This window comes from Streptomyces sp. NPDC101225 (assembly GCF_044767585.1).
Classification (GTDB): domain Bacteria; phylum Actinomycetota; class Actinomycetes; order Streptomycetales; family Streptomycetaceae; genus Streptomyces.
The window spans coordinates 111,005-128,598 of sequence record NZ_JBIWOE010000003.1; the positions used below are offsets into that span (position 1 = coordinate 111,005).

Sequence of the window (17,594 nt, forward strand, 5' to 3'; positions counted from 1 at the left end):
ACCATGTCGATCGACGTCAACAACGAGTCCGGCACCGAGGTCGACGAGCAGGCGATCCTCGACATCGCCCGCTACGCGCTCGCGCGGATGCGCATCCACCCGCTCTCCGAGCTCTCGGTGATCGTCGTGGACGCCGACGCCATGGAGCAGCTGCACGTGCAGTGGATGGATCTGCCGGGGCCCACGGATGTCATGTCCTTTCCCATGGACGAGCTGCGTCCTCCGTCGAAGGACGAGGAGGAGCCCCCGCAGGGCCTCCTGGGCGACATCGTGCTGTGCCCCGAGGTCGCCAAGAAGCAGGGTGACGAGGCGCCGACGCAGCACTCCATGGACGAGGAGCTGCAGCTCCTGACCGTCCACGGAGTGCTGCATCTCCTCGGGTACGACCACGAGGAGCCCGACGAGAAGGCCGAGATGTTCGGCCTCCAGGCGGCCATCGTGGACGGCTGGCGCGCGGAGAAGGGCCTGACCGGCCCGTCCCCGGCCCCGACCGTCTCATGAGCGCCGAGATCGTCGCGGGCGCCATCGCCCTGGTCGTCGTCGCCTGGCTCGCCGCCTGCGCCGAGGCGGGCCTCGCACGCGTCTCCAGCTTCCGCGCCGAGGAGGCGGTGCGTTCCGGCCGGCGCGGCAGCGCGAAGCTCGCGCAGATCGCCGCCGACCCGACGCGCTATCTGAACGTCGCGCTGCTGGTCCGCGTCGCCTGCGAGATGGCGGCCGCGGCGCTGGTCACGTACGCCTGCCTCCAGGAGTTCCCGGGCACCACCCGGGCCCTGCTGGTGGCGATCGGCGTCATGGTCCTGGTGTCCTACGTCGCCGTCGGCGTCTCGCCGCGCACCATCGGCCGCCAGCACCCGCTGAACACGGCGACGGTGGCGGCGTACGTGCTGCTGCCGCTGGCCCGGATCATGGGCCCGATCCCGAACCTGCTGATCCTGATCGGTAACGCCCTCACCCCCGGCAGGGGCTTCCGGCGCGGCCCGTTCGCCTCCGAGGCGGAGCTCAGGGCGCTGGTCGACCTCGCGGAGAAGGAGTCGCTGATCGAGGACGAGGAGCGCCGCATGGTGCACTCGGTCTTCGAGCTCGGTGACACACTCGTGCGGGAGGTCATGGTCCCGCGCACCGACCTGGTCGTCATCGAGCGCTACAAGACCATCCGGCAGGCCCTCACCCTCGCGCTCCGCTCCGGCTTCTCGCGCATACCGGTCACCGGCGAGAGCGAGGACGACATCGTCGGGATCGTGTATCTGAAGGACCTGGCCCGCAAGACGCACATCAGCCGCGACGCCGAGTCCGAGCTCGTCTCGACGGCCATGCGGCCGGCCGCCTTCGTGCCCGACACCAAGAACGCCGGCGACCTGCTCCGCGAGATGCAGCAGGAGCGCAACCACGTCGCGGTGGTCATCGACGAGTACGGCGGCACGGCGGGCATCGTCACCATCGAGGACATCCTGGAGGAGATCGTCGGTGAGATCACCGACGAGTACGACCGCGAGCTTCCGCCGGTCGAGGACCTCGGCGAGGACCGCTACCGCGTCACCGCCCGCCTCGACATCACCGACCTCGGGGAGCTCTACGGCCTCGACGAGTTCGACGACGAGGACGTGGAGACCGTCGGCGGCCTGCTGGCCAAGGCCCTCGGCCGCGTCCCCATCGCCGAGGCCTCGTCGGTCGTCGACCTCCCCGACGGCCGCGCGCTCCGCCTGACCGCCGAGGCCGCCTCCGGCCGCCGCAACAAGATCGTGACGGTCCTGGTGGAGCCGCTGGCGCCGCCCGTCGCACCCGAGGAGGAGGCGAAGGAGGAGTGAGCCCCGAGGAGCTGCGCGACCTCTGCCTGTCCTTCAACGCCGCGGTGGAGGACTTCCCGTTCAACCCGGAGACCTCCGTCTTCAAGGTGCTGGGCAAGATGTTCGCGCTGACGAACCTCGAGGCGCGGCCGCTGACCGTGAACCTCAAGTGCGAGCCGGAGGACGCGGTGCGGCTGCGCGCCGAGTACGCGGGGCTGATCAGTCCCGGCTACCACATGAACAAGCGCCACTGGAACACCGTCACCGTCGACGGCGAGCTCCCCGAGCGGCTCGTCCGGGAGCTCGTGGAGGACTCCTACGACCTGGTGGTGGCCGGTCTGCCGCGCGCGGAGCGACTGCGGCTCGACCGTCCCTGAGCGTGCCGATGCACCCCGTGGCCGGATGGCGGCCCCGGTGCTCCGTATGCTCGGCTCATGACCGACAGCAGCGCGCTCGACCCCGAGGACCGCAAGATCGTCACCCTGGCCCGTTCCGCGCGGGCCCGCAACGCCGTGCCCGAGGGGGCGGCCGTACGGGACGAGACGGGGCGCACGTACGTCGCCGGGACCGTCGATCTTCCGTCGCTGAAACTGAGCGCGCTGCGCACGGCGGTGGCCATGGCGGTGGCCTCGGGCGCGAAGTCGCTGGAGGCGGCGGCCGTGGTGACCGAGGCCGGGGCGGCCGCGGACGAGGACCGGGCCGCGGTGGCGGACCTGGGCGGTCCGCGGACCCCGGTGCTGGTGGCCGGGCCGGACGGAGCGGTCCGCAGCACCGTCACCGCGGGCTGAAAACCGGCCGCTTCAGAGTCGTCCGGAATTCGTCCTTGCCGTGTGTCCGCCCCACGCGCATCAATGGAACCGGTAGTTCCGACGGACCGTCAGATCCAACGCGCCACCCCCCACCCGGCGTACCGCACCACGCCGACCCGGCGGCCCGTCCGGACCTCTCCCCACCATCCCCACATGGCAATTCCCAGACACGGGAAGGGAACCGGATCTCCATGAGAGCCAGACGTATCAGCACAGGTGCGGCCATGGCGGCGGGGGCCCTCGCGGCCGCCTCGCTCGCGTTCGCACCCAGCGCCCTCGCCGTCACCCCGCAGTCGGCGACGATCACCGCCGACTGCGGCTTCTTCGGCGGCGGCGAGGCCACCCTCACGGCCACCCAGGACGGCACGTCGGCCACCATCACCCTCACGTCGTCCGCGATCACCGCCCCGATCGCCCTGTCCCAGGACTCGATCTCCTCCACGCTGACCATGGCCGAGGCGGGCGGCGGCACGACCGCGTTCACCGGCACCAGGAACCCGGCGATGGCGGCGGGCGATCCCGTCAGCGTCGGTCCGCTCACCGGCACGGTGGCCTCCGGCGACAGCCTCGACGCCAACGGCGGCTCGCTGCGGATGACCGTCTTCGGCATCACCATCACCTGCACGGCGACCGGGCCGCAGTCGCCCGGACCGTTCGTGTTCGACTGAGCCGGCGCGGCCGGCCGGCGCCGGACGAGCGGGTACGGACCGTCGGTTCCCGAACCTGTGGAACTGACGGTCCATCAGTTCAGTTCCGGCATCTCCATTGACTTCTCACGCGATCCACACATCAATGCCCCCAGTGAGCGCACCAGAGAGAGGGGGCACCACCCATGGATCCGACCACCCGAAGAGCAGACCGAAGACGCCGCTGGGCCGCACTGCTCGGCGCGACCGCGCTCGCGGTCTCCGCGGGCGGCGCGCTGGCCTGTCCGGCGGGCGCCGCCACGAACGTGGACTTCGCCACGCACTGCATCCCGCCCGCCGTCGCCGGCATCCCGCCGATCGACGGCACGACGACGGCCGCCGTCACGGTGGACAACACCGCCCCGAAGGTCGGTGACACCGTCACCGTCACCTACACCGTCGTCACGCCCGCCGCCAGCAACCCCACCGCCATCGCCCTGCCGGCCGACATCATGACGCCCACCGGCAAGGTCACGCTCGGCGGTGCGCAGACCGGTGACGTCACCGTCGCCGGCCCCAAGAAGAACGACCCGGTGCCGGGCAACGGCGCCTTCCCGTCGTTCTCCATGACCGGCACCTTCAAGGTCACCGCGCCCGGCGCGATCACGCTCTCGCCGGGCGACTACAACATCCACACCAGCTACATCCTCGAACTGGACACCCCCTGCACGGTGACCAACGCACCCGCACCGGTCTCCGAGACGGTCACCGCGACGGACTCCAGTCCCGCCAACAACCGTGCCATCTCGCTGAGTTCGGCCTCGGGGAACGCGGGCGACAGCGTCACGGTCAGCGGTACCGACTTCACCCCGGGGGCCACCGTCACGCTCGCCGGGCGCTCCGGGGACACCCAGACGGCGGACACGGCCACCGTCACCGCGGGCACCGACGGCGCCTTCAGCGGCTCCCTGGTCGTGAACGACACGACGACGACGGGTGTCGTGGCGTACGAGGGCAGCGCGTGGAGCGCCGCCCAGGGCGCCGGGCCCGCCGCCTACGTCGTCAACGACACCACCCCCGTCCCCGACGGGAGCCAGAAGCTGACGACCACGGTGAAGGCCGGCACGCTGTCCATGTCCCAGGCCGGGGACTCCGTCGCCCTGTCGGCGGTCGACTTCGGCGAGGGCGGGGCCTCGACCGGTGCCCTGAACTCCGTCACCGTCAAGGACTTCCGCGGCGGGCCCGCGGGCTGGTCCCTGACCGGCAAGGTCACCGACTTCACCGGTCCCGGCGCCAAGATCGGTGCGGGCAGGCTGAGCTGGACGCCCGCGTGCGCCACCAAGGCGGGCAGCCCGAGCACCTGTCAGGCCGGCTCGCCGGGCACGGTGGGCAGTGCGGGGGCGACCCTGGCGTCCACCTCCGACGGCACACTCACCGGCGGTGAGTTCACCGCGGACGCCGGGCTCTCCCTGGACGTCCCGGCGTTCACGCCTCCCGGCACCTACACGGGCGTGCTCACCCTGACGCTCACCTGACCGCACGGGCGCCCGCACCCGCCCGTCCCACTCCTCGCCGTGGGGGTCCGCACCCATGCGCACGCCGTACGCCCTCGTTCTCGGCCTGTTCCTCGCCGCCTCCGCCGTCCTCGCCGTACCCGCGGCACCCGCGCGCGCCGCCGACAACGGCAGCTGGTCCGTGTACCCGGCCTCCTCGCAGATCGCCGCGCGCCCGTACTTCTACCTCTCCGCCGATCCCGGGACGACCCTCAAGGACAAGGTGGTCGTCGCCAACAGGACGGCGAAGCCGCTGACCCTCCGGCTGTACGCGGCCGACGCCTACAACACCGCGCGGGACGGCGGATTCGCCGTGCAGACCGTGACCGAGACGCAGCGGGGCGTCGGCGCGTGGGCGAAGCCCGCGCGGCCCCGGGTCACCGTCCCCGCGCACGGCAAGGTCACCGTGCCCTTCACCCTGCGCGTGCCGGAAGGCGCCGAACCCGGTGACCACCCGGGCGCGCTGGTGGCCCTCGACGAACGGGTCGACAAGGGCCGCGGCTCACTCGCCCTGGGCGTGCGGCGGGCCGTCGGCGCCCGCGTCTACCTCCGCGTCAGCGGCCCGGCCCTGCCCGCGATCGCCGTCGAGAACGTCCACGTCGTCCACCACCAGCCCCTCGTCCCCGGTCTCGGCGACAGCACGGCGACGGTCTCCTACACCCTCCACAACACCGGCAACGTCACCCTGAACCCCAAGGTGGAGCTGCGCGCGGAGGGCCTGTTCGGCCGCACCCTGCTCTCCCGCGCCCTCACCCGCGTCCCCGCCGAACTGCTGCCCGGCCAGCGGGTGGAGCTCACCGAGCCATGGCGGGGCGCGCCGCAACTCGACTGGGGCGAGGTGACGCTGACGGCGAGCGCGCCGCACACCCGGGAGTCGGCGAGCGCGTCCTTCTTCGCGCTGCCGTGGGTGGTGGCCGTGGTGCTGCTCGTGGTGGTCGCCGTCGGGACCGTCCTGGTGGTCAGAGGGCGTCGGGACCGCGTTCGCCCGTCCGGACCCGTACGACCGTCTCGACGGGCAGGGCCCACACCTTCCCGTCCCCGATCTTCCCCGTCTGCGCGGCCTTGACGATCGCGTCGATCACGGCGTCGGAGTCCGCGTCCTCGACGACCACCTCGATCCGCACCTTGGGGACCAGGTCGACCTGGTACTCGGCGCCGCGGTAGACCTCGGTGTGCCCGCGCTGCCGGCCGTATCCACTGGCCTCGGTCACGGTCAGCCCGTGCACACCGAGTTCCCGCAGCGCGGTCTTCACCTCGTCGAGGCGGTGGGGCTTGACGATCGCGGTGATCAGCTTCATGCCTGGCTCTTGACCTTCTGGGCGGAGGAGAGGACGGAGGACGAGACCGGGGCGCCGTGGCCCAGGACGCCGTGATCGTATGCCGTCTCGGCGTGCACCGTAAGGTCCAGGCCCTTGTGCTCGTGCTCCTCGCTCGCCCGGAAGCCCATCGCCTTGTCGATGACCTTGCCGATGGCGTACGTGACCAGGAAGACGTACGCGGCCACGGCCACCACGCCGACCAGCTGCCTGCCCAGCTGGGTGAGCCCGCCGCCGTAGAGGAGGCCCTCGGGGCCGCCGGTCATCGCCTTCTGCGCGAAGACGCCGATCAGCAGGGTGCCGATGATGCCGCCGACGAAGTGGACGCCGACCACGTCGAGGGAGTCGTCGTAGTTGAGCTTGAACTTCCAGCTCACGGCGTACGAGCAGACGACGCCGGCGGCGAGGCCGACGACCAGCGCGCCGAGCAGGGAGACCGAGCCGCAGGACGGGGTGATCGCGACCAGGCCCGCGACCGCGCCGGACGCGGCGCCCAGGGTGGTGGGGTGGCCGTCGCGCTTCTGCTCCACGAAGAGCCAGCCGAGCAGGCCGGTGCAGCCGGCGGCGAGGGTGTTGAGGAAGGCGGCCGCGGCGAGCCCGTTGGCGCCGAGGGCCGAGCCTGCGTTGAAGCCGAACCAGCCGAACCAGAGCAGGCCCGCGCCCAGCATCACCATGGGCAGGTTGTGCGGGCGCATCGCGTCCTTCCTGAAGCCGAGCCGCGGGCCGAGGACCAGGCAGAGGGCGAGGCCCGAGGCGCCGGAGGTGATCTCGACGGGCATCCCGCCGGCGAAGTCGAGTGCGCCGAGCCGGTCCAGCACCCAGCCGCCGGGGCCCCACACCCAGTGCGCGACGGGAACGTATACGAGCAGCGCCCAGACGGGCACGAAGACCAGCCAGGCGGAGAACTTCGCGCGGTCGGCGATCGCGCCGCTGACCAGCGCCGCCGTGATGATCGCGAAGGTGAGCTGGAAGGTCGCGAAGAGCAGGGTGGGGACGGTGCCGTGCAGGCTGGACGGGCCGAGACCGGCCATGCCCGCGTGCCGCAGATCGCCGATCAGCCCGGCGCCGGCGTCGTCGCCGAAGGCCAGCGCATAGCCGCCGGCCAGCCAGACCACCGTGACCAGGGCGATCGACACGAAGCTCATCATCAGCATGTTGAGGACGCTCTTCGTGCGGACCATGCCGCCGTAGAAGAGGGCCAGGCCCGGCGTCATCAGCAGGACCAGGGCGGTGGCGGCGAGCAGCCAGGCGGTGTCGCCGGTGTCGGCGTGCGGGGCGGCGAGGGTCACGGGCGTCTCCGTCGCGGTGGGGGCACGTCCCCTCGGGCGGGGGCTCGTCAGAGCGTCACCGCCGCGCGTTTCCGGTTGTGCACGGGTGTGTTTCCGCGGTGTTTCGTTGCGTGCGGGTTTCGAAAAGCTCACCGCGACGGCGGTGTGGGGGGCGTGGTACGGCGCTCCCTCTTGGATCAGGGAGAATGTTGGGCATGAGCGTTCGTACCCAGTCATCCGAAGCGTCCGGCGAGACCGTCCACCGGGCCGGCTTCGCCTGCTTCGTCGGCCGCCCCAACGCGGGCAAGTCCACCCTCACGAATGCTCTGGTCGGGCAGAAGGTGGCGATCACCGCCGACCAGCCGCAGACGACGCGGCACACCGTGCGGGGCATCGTGCACCGGGAGGACGCCCAGCTGATCCTGGTCGACACCCCGGGGCTGCACAAGCCGCGGACGCTGCTGGGCGAGCGGCTGAACGACGTCGTCCGCACGACCTGGGCGGAGGTCGACGTCATCGGCTTCTGCCTGCCGGCGAACGAGAAGATCGGCCCCGGTGACCGGTTCATCGCGAAGGAACTCGCGGGGATCAGGAAGTCCCCGAAGGTCGCGATCGTCACCAAGACCGACCTGGTCGACGCCAGGACCCTCGCCGAGCAGCTGATCGCGATCGACCAGCTGGGCAAGGAGCTCGGCATCGAGTGGGCGGAGATCGTGCCGGTGTCGGCCGTCGGGGACCGGCAGGTCGACCTGCTCGCCGACCTGCTCATCCCGCTGCTTCCCGAGGGCCCGGCGCTCTACCCCGAGGGCGATCTCACCGACGAGCCCGAGCAGGTCATGGTGGCCGAGCTGATCCGGGAGGCGGCGCTGGAGGGCGTCCGCGACGAGCTGCCGCACTCCATCGCGGTGGTCGTCGAGGAGATGCTGCCGCGCGAGGACCGGCCCGCGGACAAGCCGCTGCTGGACATCCACGCCTACCTCTACATCGAGCGGTCCAGCCAGAAGGGCATCGTCATCGGCCCCAAGGGCAAGCGGCTCAAGGACGTCGGGATCAAGTCCCGCAAGCAGATCGAGGCGCTGCTGGGCACGCCGGTCTTCCTCGACCTCCACGTCAAGGTGGCGAAGGACTGGCAGCGGGACCCCAAGCAGCTACGGCGCCTCGGCTTCTGACGGCGTCAGGTCCTGCAGGCCCACCACGCGCAGCAGCCGCAGCCGCTCGTAGGACTCCGTGCCCGGGCGGGCGGTGTGGACGACCAGCTGCTGGTTGTGGTCGGAGTTGACGAGGACCTCGCAGTCGAGTTCCAGGACACCGACCGTCGGGTGCCGGAAGCGCTTGGTCGAGGCGCGCCGGACGGCGACCTGGTGCTCGTCCCAGAGACGGGCGAACTCCTCGCTGCCTGCGCGTAGTTCGGCGACCAGCGCGGCGGGCTCCGGGTCCGTGGGGCGGGCCGCCGCCACCGCGCGCAGGCCGGCCACCTGCTCGCGGGCGCGCTCCGGGCGGTCCTCGGGCGGGAAGAGCCCCTGGGCCGAGGGGTCCAGGAAGAACCGGCGGAGCATGTTGCGCTCGCGGGGCGGGCGGGCGAGCAGGTCCCCGCTCAGCGCCCGCGACATCGCGTTCTGCGCCAGGACCTCGCCGCAGTCGGTGACCACCAGGGCCGGGCAGTCGTGCAGCCGGTCCAGGACCAGCAGCAGCCCCGGGCGCACGTGGCTGCTCGTCGCCTCCCGGCGGGGCGGTTCCTCGCCGGTCAGGTGGAAGAGGTGGTCGCGCTCGTCGCGCGTCAGCCGCAGCGCGCGGGCCAGCGCGGCGAGCATCTGGCGGGACGGGCGCGGGCCCCGGGACTGCTCCAGGCGCGTGTAGTAGTCCACGGACATGCCGGCCAGCTGGGCCACCTCCTCGCGCCGCAGCCCGGGCGTCCGGCGCCGGGCCCCGGCCGCGAGGCCCACGTCGGAGGGGTCCAGGCGGGCACGGCCGCGGCGCAGGAAGTCGGCGAGTTCGGCGCGGTTCACCTCTCCAGGGTGCGGGAGGGCGGCCGGCTTATCCAGGGAGTGCCGATCCCCTGATGAAGAGGTCTCTCCCGGCCGCCGCCCCGTGCGCCGAGGCTGGTCACCGAGAACGGACGACAGAACGTGTGAGGAGCACATCATGCTGACGTTGGTGACCGGGACGACGGGACAGGTCGGGCGGCGCTTCGTGCCCAGGCTGCTGGCGCAGCGGGAGGCGGGGGAGCAGGTGCGGGTCCTGGTGCGGGACGCGGCCCGCGGTGAGCGTTTCGCGGAGCTGGGCGCCCAGGTGGCCGTGGGGGACATGCGCGAGGAGGAGACGCTCGGCAAGGCGCTCGCCGGGGTGGACGCCGTCGTGAACGTCGCCGCCTCCTTCCGCGGGGTGCCCGACGAGGAGGCGTGGGCCGTCAACCGGGACGCGGCGGTGGCGCTGGGACGGGCCGCGCAGGGTGCCGGCGTGGAGCGGTTCGTGCAGGTCAGCACGGGCAATGTGTACGGCACCGGCCGGGGCCGCCCGCTGACCGAGGAGGACGAGAGCCGGCCCGGTGGCGCGCTGTGGGGCGCCTACCCCGCGTCGAAGGCCGAGGCCGAGCGCGAACTGCTCGCGATGGAGGGCCTGGCCGTGCGGATCGGACGGCTCCCCTTCGTCTACGGCGAGGGCGACCCGCACCTCGCCAACGTCATGCACTGGGCGCCGAACTGGGCCCCGCACCAGCGCCTGCAGATGGCCCATCACGCGGACGTCGCCCAGGGCCTGATGCGGCTGCTGTACGCGCCGGGCATCGACGGCCGGATCTACAACATCGCCGACGACGCCCCCGTCACGACGGTCGAGCTGTACGGGCTCAACGGCCTGGAGGTGCCCGCAGCGCTGTACGAGAACACCGACCCCGACCCGTGGCACGGGATCATGTCCAACCGGCGCATCCGCCGCGACCTCGGCTTCCGCCCCATGTACCCGAGCGTCTGGACGGCCCGGGACGCCGGCGCCCTCTAGCCGGCCCAGGACCGCTCACTCCACGCCCCTGATCCGTCCGACCAGCACCGCCCCCGCCAGACCGATCACGGCCGCCACCAGGTAGAGCACCCGGTAGCCGCCCAGGTACGTCACGATCGGCGCGGCGAGGGCGGGCGCCGCGACCTGCGGCAGCGCGTTGGCGATGTTGATCACGCCCAGGTCCTTCCCGCGGTCCAACGCCTTCGGCAGGACGTCCGTCATCAGCGCGAAGTCGACGGAGGTGAACACGCCGAATCCGACCCCGAGGACCGCCGCCGCCACGATCGCGCCGGGCCAGGTCTGCCAGCTCGCCAGGGCCGCCGTCGCCACCGCCATCAGCACGCCCGACCAGATCACGAACGGCTTGCGGCGTCCCGAGCGGTCCGACCAGACGCCGCCCACGACGACCGTGGCGAGCAGCGTCACGCCGTTCACGGCGGTCAGGATCAGCACGCCCTCGTCGGGATCGGAGGAGTGGAGGCGGTCGCGCAGGTAGTACAGCAGGTACAGCAGGACGAGGGCGTTGCTGAGGTTGATCAGGAAGCGGGTCAGCCAGGCCCAGCCCAGGTCCGGATACCGGCGCGGGCTCAGCCGGAACCCCGCCAGGAAGCCCCGCCACGACCAGGCGGGCCGGTCCGCCGCCGCCAGCCGCAGGTCCTCGTGGCCCACGACGTACGGCAGCACGCCCACCACCGTGAACACCGCGCACGCCGCGTACCCGGCGCCGATGCCCCCGGCCACCGTCGCGAGCCCCGTCCCGCCGACCACTCCGAGGATCTGGGCCGCCCCCAACCAGCCGCCCACCGAGCCGCGCTGCAGGCGCGGCACCCGGTCCGGCACCGCCGCCGTCACCGCCGCGAACGCCGCGTTCAGCGTCAGCTGGACCAGGCACCAGCCCGCCGCCATCGTCCACACGCCGTCCGCGCCCGCGAGCAGCAGCAGCGACAGGGCGCCGCCCGCCGTGCCGGCCACGATCCAGGGCGTACGGCGGCCCCGGCGCGAGGTGGTCCGGTCCGAGAGCGCGCCGAAGACGGGGTTGGCGACCAGCGACACCGCCGCGCCCGCCCCCGTCACCCAGGCCAGCATCGTCTCCTTGGACATGCCGGAGCCCGGTGCGAAGTCCTTCGCCTGGGAGGCCAGCAGGATCTGCAGCGGGCCGTACCAGCCCACCCAGATCGCCCCGTTGGCGAGCGAGAGCGAGGCCGTCCAGCCCCGCCCCACCCGCCGGGTCGGCTCGGCGAGCGCGGCCGGAACCGGACGCTCCAGGGAGGTCATCCCTGCGCCCGCAGCACGCCCCGCAGCCAGTCGTACGACGCCTTCGGCGTGCGCTTCTGCGTCGCGTAGTCCACGTGCACCAGCCCGAAGCGGCGCGCGTACCCCTCCGCCCACTCGAAGTTGTCCAGCAGCGACCACACGAAGTACCCGCGCACGTCCACGCCCGCCTCCCACGCCCGGTGCAGCGCCCGCAGATGGCCGTCCAGGTACGCGATCCGGTCCTGGTCGTCGACGCCCTCGTAGCTGCAGCCGTTCTCGGTGATGACGACCGGAGGGAGCCGGTCGCCGTAGCGCTCGCGGAAGCCGGTGAGCAGTTCCGTCAGACCCTCGGGGACCACGGGCCAGCCGAAGTCCGTCACCGGCACACCCTCGATCTGCCGTACCGAGAAGGGGAGTTCGGCCGGGATGGTGAGGCCGCCGAAGTCGATGTCCGCGCCCTGCGGGGCGCCCACCCGGGTCGGCGCGTAGTAGTTGACGCCGTACCAGTCGACCGGCTCCGCGATGACCTTCAGGTCGGACTCGACGTCGCCGGGCATCAGCTCGCCCAGCCCGTCCGGGTACCGGCCGAGCAGCAGGGGATCGGCGAACAGGCGGTTGAGCAGCAGGTCGTAGAAGTCCGCCGCCTCCACGTCCGCCGGTTGCCCGGACGCCGGCCAGGTCGGGCCGTGCGAGTTGGCGATCCCGATGTCGGTGGCGCCGGCCGCGCGCAGGGCCCGTACCGCCAGGCCGTGGGCGAGCAGTTGGTGGTGGGCGACCGGGAGCGCGTCGAACATCAGGTGCCTGCCCGGCGCGTGCGCGCCCAGCGCATGGCCCAGCAGGGTGTGTTCCGCGGGCTCGTTGAGGGTGATCCACTTCTGTACCCGGTCGCCCAGCCGCTCGGCCACCACCGACGCGTACTCCGCGAACCGCGCCGCCGTGTCCCGCTCCAGCCAGTCCAGCGCGACCGGCAGGTCCCAGTGGAAGAGGGTCGGGACGGGCCGCACGCCCGCCGCGCACAGCTCGTCCACGAGCCGGTCGTAGAAGTCCAGGCCGCCCTCGGAGCGCACCCGCGGCCAGGAGATCGAGAAGCGGTACGCGTCCACGCCGAGGCCGGCCAGCAAGGCCACGTCCTCGCGGTAGCGGTGGTAGTGGTCGCAGGCCACCGCCGCCGTGGAGCCGTCCTTCACCCGGCCCGGTTCGGCGGTGAAGACGTCCCACACGGACGGCTCGCGCCGGTCCACCGCCCCCTCGATCTGATGGGCCGAGGTCGACACGCCCCACAGGAATCCGGCCGGGAAACGGGGCATCGGGGTGTCCGCGTCGAACGGTTCAGTCGCCATGCGCGGATCATCCGTACCCCCGGTAACGGAAGTCAACGCCCGCGCACGGACGACCTGTTACGAGCTCAGGCTCCCTCCTTCAGCACCCTGGAGATCAGCGTCCGCTGCTCCTCGGTGAGCCGGGGGTCCGCGGCGTAGAACGTTCTGCCGTCCACGGTGATCTCGTAGCTGAACCCGTCGGGAACGCCGGCGGGCGGCTTGCTGTGCCCGCCGGCCACGGCCTGCTCGGCCAGGGAGTGCCATTCCCCGGCATCGCTCCGCCCGGAGGTGTCCACCTCGGCCTGGCGCTCGATGCCGGCGAATCCACCCGTGCGCCTCACTCGAATTCGCATGGGTCCGTGTCTAGTACGGAACTACGAGGTCCGCACCCCGACCTGCTCCCAGGCCTTCAGGACGGCCTGAAGTTCGTCCCCTTCGCCGAAGCGGGCCTTGGCCGCGGCGACCGTGAGTTTCGCGAAGTCCGCGAACAGGGCGTCCTTCTTCAGCTCGCCGCCGGTCAGGACGTCGTACCAGACCTGTCCCGCCTTCTCCCAGGCGTTGCCGCCGAGCGCGGCCGCGGCCAGGTAGAAGGCGTGGTTGGGGATGCCGGAGTTGATGTGGACGCCGCCGTTGTCGCGGCCGGTGCGCACGAAGTCGTCCATGGTCCCCGGCTGCGGGTCCTTGCCGAGGACGTCGTCGTCGTAGGCCGTGCCCGGTGCCTTCATGGAGCGCAGCGCCTTGCCGGTGACGCGCGGGGCGAGCAGGCCCGCGCCGATCAGCCAGTCGGCCTCGGCGGCGGTCTGACCGAGCGTGTACTGCTTGATCAGCGAGCCGAAGACGTCGGACAGCGACTCGTTGAGGGCGCCGGGCTGGCCGAAGTACGTGAGGTTGGCCGTGTACTGCGTGACGCCGTGCGTGAGTTCGTGGCCGATGACGTCGATCGGGATGGTGAAGTCGAGGAAGATCTCGCCGTCACCGTCGCCGAACACCATCTGCTCGCCGTTCCAGAAGGCGTTGTTGTAGTCGTTGTCGAAGTGGACGGACGCGTCGAGCGGCAGGCCGTCGCCGTCGATCGAGAAGCGCTCGTACGCCTTCAGGTACAGCTCGAAGGTGGCGCCGAGGCCCGCGTAGGCGCGGTTGACGGTGGCGTCCTTGCCCGGGTCCGAGCCCTCCGCGCGGATCTTCTTCCCCGGCAGGTCGGTGTGGTGGCGGGCGTCGTAGATCGTGCGGTGCGGCTGGTCGCTCGCCGCGCCGGCGGGCGGGGCGACGGTCGGAGCGCCGATGACCGTGGTCATCCGGCGGTGGGTGCGCTCGTAGGCGTCGCGCTCCAGTGTCCTGCGCGCGGTCGCGGCGAGTGCGGAGTCCTCGTGCTGGGCCAGCTTGTCGAGGATGTGCGGAGGTACGACGGTGCAGAAGACGGGCTCGAAGCCCCCGTTGGTCTTCGTCATGCCCGGCACCATTGCACTGAGTCATTCCAGTGTCACTACCCGCAACCATGATTGGTGAAATATGGGGACAGCGGCCCGCACGCTCCGTGACGGAGTGGTATGGCGCACGTTTTGCCCCATTTGCTGTCCGGGTCCCGCATACTGATACGGCGCCCCGCATCCGGAGGGGCTCGGCTAGCATGCGGAGCATCATGCGTTTCGGGCTGCTTCTTCTTAGCTGCCGCGGCGAGGGCCTGTAGTCCAGGTCGACTCCCTCCCCGCGGTGCTTCGCGTTGCGTCGTCGGCCGTCCTTCGGACACCTCGAGGAGCCCCGCAATCATGGCGAACCGCCAGCAGCCCAGCACCATGCCGATCCACAAGTACGGCCGCTACGAACAGGTCGACATCCCGGACCGCACCTGGCCCGGCCGGAGGATCACCGCCGCCCCCCGCTGGCTCTCCACGGACCTGCGTGACGGCAACCAGGCCCTGATCGACCCGATGTCGCCCGAGCGCAAGCGCCGGATGTTCGACCAGCTGGTCAAGATGGGCTACAAGGAGATCGAGGTCGGCTTCCCCGCCTCCGGCCAGACCGACTTCGACTTCGTCCGCTCGATCATCGAGGACGAGGGCGCGATCCCGGACGACGTCACCATCTCCGTACTGACCCAGGCCCGCGAGGACCTGATCGAGCGGACCGTGGAGTCGCTGAAGGGCGCCAGGCGCGCGAACGTCCACCTCTACAACGCCACCGCCCCGGTCTTCCGCCGGGTCGTCTTCCGCGGCTCCAAGGACGACATCAAGCAGATCGCCGTCGACGGCACCCGTCTGGTGATGGAGTACGCCGAGAAGCTGCTGGGCCCGGAGGCTGACGGCACGACGTTCGGCTACCAGTACAGCCCCGAGATCTTCACCGACACCGAGCTGGACTTCGCGCTGGAGGTCTGCGAGGCGGTGATGGACGTCTACCAGCCCGGCCCGGGCCGCGAGATCATCCTCAACCTGCCCGCCACGGTGGAGCGTTCGACGCCCTCCACGCACGCGGACCGCTTCGAGTGGATGCACCGCAACCTGTCCCGCCGCGAGCACGTCGTGCTCTCGGTCCACCCGCACAACGACCGCGGCACCGCCGTCGCCGCCGCCGAGCTGGCCGTGATGGCCGGCGCCGACCGCGTCGAGGGCTGCCTGTTCGGGCAGGGCGAGCGCACCGGCAACGTCGACCTGGTCACCCTGGGCATGAACCTGTTCTCGCAGGGCGTCGACCCGCAGATCGACTTCTCCGACATCGACGAGATCCGCCGTGTGTGGGAGTACTGCAACCAGATGGAGGTCCACCCGCGCCACCCGTACGTGGGCGACCTGGTCTACACGTCCTTCTCCGGCTCCCACCAGGACGCCATCAAGAAGGGCTTCGACGCGATGGAGGCCGACGCGGCCGCCAAGGGCGTCACCGTCGACGACATCGAGTGGGCCGTGCCGTACCTGCCGATCGACCCCAAGGACGTCGGCCGGTCCTACGAGGCCGTCATCCGCGTCAACTCGCAGTCCGGCAAGGGCGGTATCGCCTACGTCCTGAAGAACGACCACAAGCTGGACCTGCCGCGCCGGATGCAGATCGAGTTCTCGAAGCTGATCCAGGCCAAGACGGACGCCGAGGGCGGCGAGATCACCGGCTCCGACATCTGGTCGGTCTTCCAGGACGAGTACCTGCCGAACCCCGAGAACCCCTGGGGCCGCATCCAGGTCAACAACGGCCAGTCGACCACCGACACCGACGGCGTGGACACCCTCACGGTGGAGGCCACCGTCGACGGCACCGACACCGTCCTCGCCGGATCGGGCAACGGTCCGATCTCGGCCTTCTTCGACGCCCTGCAGTCCATCGGCATCGACGTACGCCTGCTGGACTACCAGGAGCACACGATGAGCGAGGGCGCGTCCGCGCAGGCCGCCTCGTACATCGAGTGCGCGATCGACGGCAAGGTCCTGTGGGGCATCGGGATCGACGCGAACACCACGCGTGCCTCGCTGAAGGCGGTCGTCTCCGCCGTCAACCGAGCCGCCCGCTGACCCCTCCGACCGGGCCTTCCCGGCGCCCCGACCGCTGTGCACGGCGGCCGGGGCGCCGTCGTTTATCGGCCATCTGTTCGTGGAGGTCACGGAAAGGTCTCGTCCGGGGTACTGACTATGGCTCAAGGATGTGGCTAACATCACGCCAGCGCGGCGATGGGGCCGCGGGGTGAGGAGGTGCGACGTGCTGCCAGTACGGGGACGAGACGGCCGAGCCGCCAGGCCTGCGCGTTTGCTGGGCACCCGCACCGCGTGGACGCCCGTGGGCGACGGCGAGTTCTTCTGCCCCGGGTGCGGCGGCGACCGCAACTACCAGCGCCTGACGGGCCACCGTCGCTTCATCGTCCTGGGCGTGCCCGTGCTGCCGCGCGGCGAGACCGCGCCGGTCGTCGAATGCGCCTCCTGCCGTCGCCACTTCGGCACCGACGCCCTTGACCACCCCACCACCACCCGCTTCTCCGCGATGCTCCGCGACGCCGTGCACACGGTCGCCCTGGCGGTGCTCACCGCGGGCGGCACCTGTGCGCGCACCGCCCTGCAGGCCGCCGCGGGCACGGTCCGCGCGGCGGGCTTCGACGACTGCACCGAGGACCAGCTCAGCGCCCTCGTCGACGCGCTGGCCGCGGACACCGGCCGGGTCTACGGCGAGCCCTGCGGCGCCGGACTCGCCATCGAACTGCACGAGGCGCTGGACCCGCTCGCCCCGCACCTGGCTGCCGTCGGCCGCGAGTCGATTCTGCTGCAGGGGGCCCGCATCGCTCTCGCCGACGGCCCGTACACGCCCGCGGAGCGTGATGTGCTGAGCACGGTGGGTGCGGCGCTGACCATTTGCGGGGACGACGTGACCCGCCTGCTGGCGGCGGCGCGTACGCCGTCGTGATCCGGTGCTGCGGGGGCTCGCGTCGTTGTCGGTGGTGGGTCCGTTCTCGTCCGGCGGGGTGTGATGTGCCGGGCAGGGTGGCGTGGCGCTGACCGTTCGCGGGGACGTGACCCGGCCGCCGGACGCGGCGCGCACGCCGTCGTGACCCGGCTGCCGACCCGGCGCCGCGAGGCGCTCGCGTGGGTCTGGCCGACGGGCCGGCACGCCCGCCGGACGCGACGTCCTGAGCGGCGCGTACGCCGTCCCGGTACTCCCGTGGGAGTAATGCCGCCGCGAGGCCGCCCGCGGCAG

At 71.8% G+C, this 17,594-nt stretch carries 18 protein-coding genes; 11 read left to right on the plus strand and 7 right to left on the minus strand.

All coding sequences use genetic code 11. The annotated features are described in order from the left end of the window. The first annotated feature begins 3 nt into the window (after positions 1 to 3). From ybeY to ACIRPX_RS05385, 7 genes are all read left to right on the plus strand, one after another. On the plus strand, positions 4 to 501 hold the full coding sequence (gene ybeY / locus ACIRPX_RS05355) for an rRNA maturation RNase YbeY (protein WP_399134086.1): 498 nt from the start codon (positions 4 to 6) through the stop codon (positions 499 to 501). After that, positions 498 to 1,805, plus strand: a complete 1,308-nt coding sequence (locus tag ACIRPX_RS05360) for a hemolysin family protein (RefSeq protein ID WP_404188534.1) — start codon at positions 498 to 500, stop codon at positions 1,803 to 1,805. Before ybeY ends, ACIRPX_RS05360 begins: the two co-directional genes overlap by 4 nt. Then, positions 1,802 to 2,161 (plus strand): MmcQ/YjbR family DNA-binding protein, encoded by a 360-nt coding sequence (locus tag ACIRPX_RS05365; RefSeq protein WP_404188536.1) that lies wholly within the window; start codon positions 1,802 to 1,804, stop codon positions 2,159 to 2,161. The genes ACIRPX_RS05360 and ACIRPX_RS05365 overlap by 4 nt, the downstream gene beginning before the upstream one ends. 57 nt (positions 2,162 to 2,218) lie before the next feature. After that, positions 2,219 to 2,572 carry a cytidine deaminase gene (locus tag ACIRPX_RS05370; RefSeq protein ID WP_404188539.1) on the plus strand — a complete coding sequence of 118 codons (354 nt, stop codon included), beginning with the start codon at positions 2,219 to 2,221 and terminating at the stop codon, positions 2,570 to 2,572. A 212-nt stretch (positions 2,573 to 2,784) separates the two neighbouring features. Further along, complete coding sequence (locus ACIRPX_RS05375; protein ID WP_404188542.1) at positions 2,785 to 3,261, plus strand: hypothetical protein; 477 nt, start codon at positions 2,785 to 2,787, stop codon at positions 3,259 to 3,261. A 164-nt stretch (positions 3,262 to 3,425) separates the two neighbouring features. After that, on the plus strand, positions 3,426 to 4,754 hold the full coding sequence (locus tag ACIRPX_RS05380) for a beta-xylosidase (RefSeq protein ID WP_404188545.1): 1,329 nt from the start codon (positions 3,426 to 3,428) through the stop codon (positions 4,752 to 4,754). A 55-nt stretch (positions 4,755 to 4,809) separates the two neighbouring features. Further along, the gene (locus ACIRPX_RS05385) at positions 4,810 to 5,838 is read left to right on the plus strand and encodes a WxL protein peptidoglycan domain-containing protein (protein WP_404188548.1); all 1,029 of its coding nucleotides are present in this window, start codon (positions 4,810 to 4,812) and stop codon (positions 5,836 to 5,838) included. Here ACIRPX_RS05385 and ACIRPX_RS05390 read toward each other — a convergent pair. Both ACIRPX_RS05390 and ACIRPX_RS05395 read right to left on the minus strand, forming a co-directional pair. Next, positions 5,732 to 6,070 (minus strand): P-II family nitrogen regulator, encoded by a 339-nt coding sequence (locus ACIRPX_RS05390; protein ID WP_404188551.1) that lies wholly within the window; start codon positions 6,068 to 6,070, stop codon positions 5,732 to 5,734. The two genes, ACIRPX_RS05385 and ACIRPX_RS05390, sit on opposite strands and share 107 nt — an antisense overlap. Beyond that, positions 6,067 to 7,377 carry an ammonium transporter gene (locus tag ACIRPX_RS05395; protein WP_404188553.1) on the minus strand — a complete coding sequence of 437 codons (1,311 nt, stop codon included), beginning with the start codon at positions 7,375 to 7,377 and terminating at the stop codon, positions 6,067 to 6,069. Before ACIRPX_RS05395 ends, ACIRPX_RS05390 begins: the two co-directional genes overlap by 4 nt. Before the next feature lie 194 nt (positions 7,378 to 7,571). Here ACIRPX_RS05395 and era point away from each other — a divergent pair, with 194 nt between their 5' ends. After that, positions 7,572 to 8,525 (plus strand): GTPase Era, encoded by a 954-nt coding sequence (gene era, locus ACIRPX_RS05400; protein ID WP_404188555.1) that lies wholly within the window; start codon positions 7,572 to 7,574, stop codon positions 8,523 to 8,525. Here era and ACIRPX_RS05405 read toward each other — a convergent pair. Then, positions 8,505 to 9,362 carry a helix-turn-helix transcriptional regulator gene (locus tag ACIRPX_RS05405; RefSeq protein WP_404188558.1) on the minus strand — a complete coding sequence of 286 codons (858 nt, stop codon included), beginning with the start codon at positions 9,360 to 9,362 and terminating at the stop codon, positions 8,505 to 8,507. The genes era and ACIRPX_RS05405 overlap by 21 nt on opposite strands. Before the next feature lie 136 nt (positions 9,363 to 9,498). On the opposite strand from ACIRPX_RS05405, the gene ACIRPX_RS05410 reads away from it, so the two are divergent. Continuing rightward, positions 9,499 to 10,353, plus strand: a complete 855-nt coding sequence (locus tag ACIRPX_RS05410) for an NAD-dependent epimerase/dehydratase family protein (RefSeq protein WP_404188561.1) — start codon at positions 9,499 to 9,501, stop codon at positions 10,351 to 10,353. Between the two features lie 15 nt (positions 10,354 to 10,368). Here the strand turns inward: ACIRPX_RS05410 and ACIRPX_RS05415 are convergent, their stop codons facing one another. The 4 genes from ACIRPX_RS05415 to ACIRPX_RS05430 all read right to left on the minus strand — a co-directional run bounded on the left by ACIRPX_RS05415 (position 10,369) and on the right by ACIRPX_RS05430 (position 14,374). After that, on the minus strand, positions 10,369 to 11,628 hold the full coding sequence (locus tag ACIRPX_RS05415; RefSeq protein WP_404188564.1) for an MFS transporter: 1,260 nt from the start codon (positions 11,626 to 11,628) through the stop codon (positions 10,369 to 10,371). Further along, a complete protein-coding gene (locus ACIRPX_RS05420) occupies positions 11,625 to 12,947 on the minus strand; it encodes a GH1 family beta-glucosidase (RefSeq protein ID WP_404188567.1) in 1,323 nt (440 codons plus the stop codon). The genes ACIRPX_RS05415 and ACIRPX_RS05420 overlap by 4 nt, the downstream gene beginning before the upstream one ends. A gap of 65 nt (positions 12,948 to 13,012) precedes the next feature. Next, positions 13,013 to 13,279 carry a protealysin inhibitor emfourin gene (locus ACIRPX_RS05425; RefSeq protein ID WP_404188570.1) on the minus strand — a complete coding sequence of 89 codons (267 nt, stop codon included), beginning with the start codon at positions 13,277 to 13,279 and terminating at the stop codon, positions 13,013 to 13,015. 21 nt (positions 13,280 to 13,300) lie between these two features. Then, complete coding sequence (locus ACIRPX_RS05430; RefSeq protein WP_404188572.1) at positions 13,301 to 14,374, minus strand: M4 family metallopeptidase; 1,074 nt, start codon at positions 14,372 to 14,374, stop codon at positions 13,301 to 13,303. Positions 14,375 to 14,692: 318 nt separating this feature from the next. Between ACIRPX_RS05430 and leuA the strand changes: the two genes are divergently transcribed. Continuing rightward, positions 14,693 to 16,423 (plus strand): 2-isopropylmalate synthase, encoded by a 1,731-nt coding sequence (leuA, locus tag ACIRPX_RS05435; protein ID WP_404188574.1) that lies wholly within the window; start codon positions 14,693 to 14,695, stop codon positions 16,421 to 16,423. Positions 16,424 to 16,607: 184 nt separating this feature from the next. Continuing rightward, positions 16,608 to 17,303: a TerB family tellurite resistance protein gene (locus ACIRPX_RS05440; RefSeq protein ID WP_404188577.1), complete on the plus strand. Its 696-nt coding sequence runs from the start codon at positions 16,608 to 16,610 to the stop codon at positions 17,301 to 17,303. Positions 17,304 to 17,594 lie beyond the last annotated feature (291 nt).

Coding starts and splice junctions, on each gene's coding strand:
- era (WP_404188555.1), top strand. CDS start 7,572: ATGAGCGTTCGTACCCAGTCATCCGAAGCGTCCGGCGAGACCGTCCAC.
- ACIRPX_RS05375 (WP_404188542.1), top strand. CDS start 2,785: ATGAGAGCCAGACGTATCAGCACAGGTGCGGCCATGGCGGCGGGGGCC.
- ACIRPX_RS05410 (WP_404188561.1), top strand. CDS start 9,499: ATGCTGACGTTGGTGACCGGGACGACGGGACAGGTCGGGCGGCGCTTC.
- ACIRPX_RS05415 (WP_404188564.1), bottom strand. CDS start 11,628: ATGACCTCCCTGGAGCGTCCGGTTCCGGCCGCGCTCGCCGAGCCGACC.
- ybeY (WP_399134086.1), top strand. CDS start 4: ATGTCGATCGACGTCAACAACGAGTCCGGCACCGAGGTCGACGAGCAG.
- ACIRPX_RS05425 (WP_404188570.1), bottom strand. CDS start 13,279: ATGCGAATTCGAGTGAGGCGCACGGGTGGATTCGCCGGCATCGAGCGC.
- ACIRPX_RS05420 (WP_404188567.1), bottom strand. CDS start 12,947: ATGGCGACTGAACCGTTCGACGCGGACACCCCGATGCCCCGTTTCCCG.
- ACIRPX_RS05430 (WP_404188572.1), bottom strand. CDS start 14,374: ATGACGAAGACCAACGGGGGCTTCGAGCCCGTCTTCTGCACCGTCGTA.
- leuA (WP_404188574.1), top strand. CDS start 14,693: ATGGCGAACCGCCAGCAGCCCAGCACCATGCCGATCCACAAGTACGGC.
- ACIRPX_RS05390 (WP_404188551.1), bottom strand. CDS start 6,070: ATGAAGCTGATCACCGCGATCGTCAAGCCCCACCGCCTCGACGAGGTG.
- ACIRPX_RS05380 (WP_404188545.1), top strand. CDS start 3,426: ATGGATCCGACCACCCGAAGAGCAGACCGAAGACGCCGCTGGGCCGCA.
- ACIRPX_RS05360 (WP_404188534.1), top strand. CDS start 498: ATGAGCGCCGAGATCGTCGCGGGCGCCATCGCCCTGGTCGTCGTCGCC.
- ACIRPX_RS05385 (WP_404188548.1), top strand. CDS start 4,810: ATGCGCACGCCGTACGCCCTCGTTCTCGGCCTGTTCCTCGCCGCCTCC.
- ACIRPX_RS05370 (WP_404188539.1), top strand. CDS start 2,219: ATGACCGACAGCAGCGCGCTCGACCCCGAGGACCGCAAGATCGTCACC.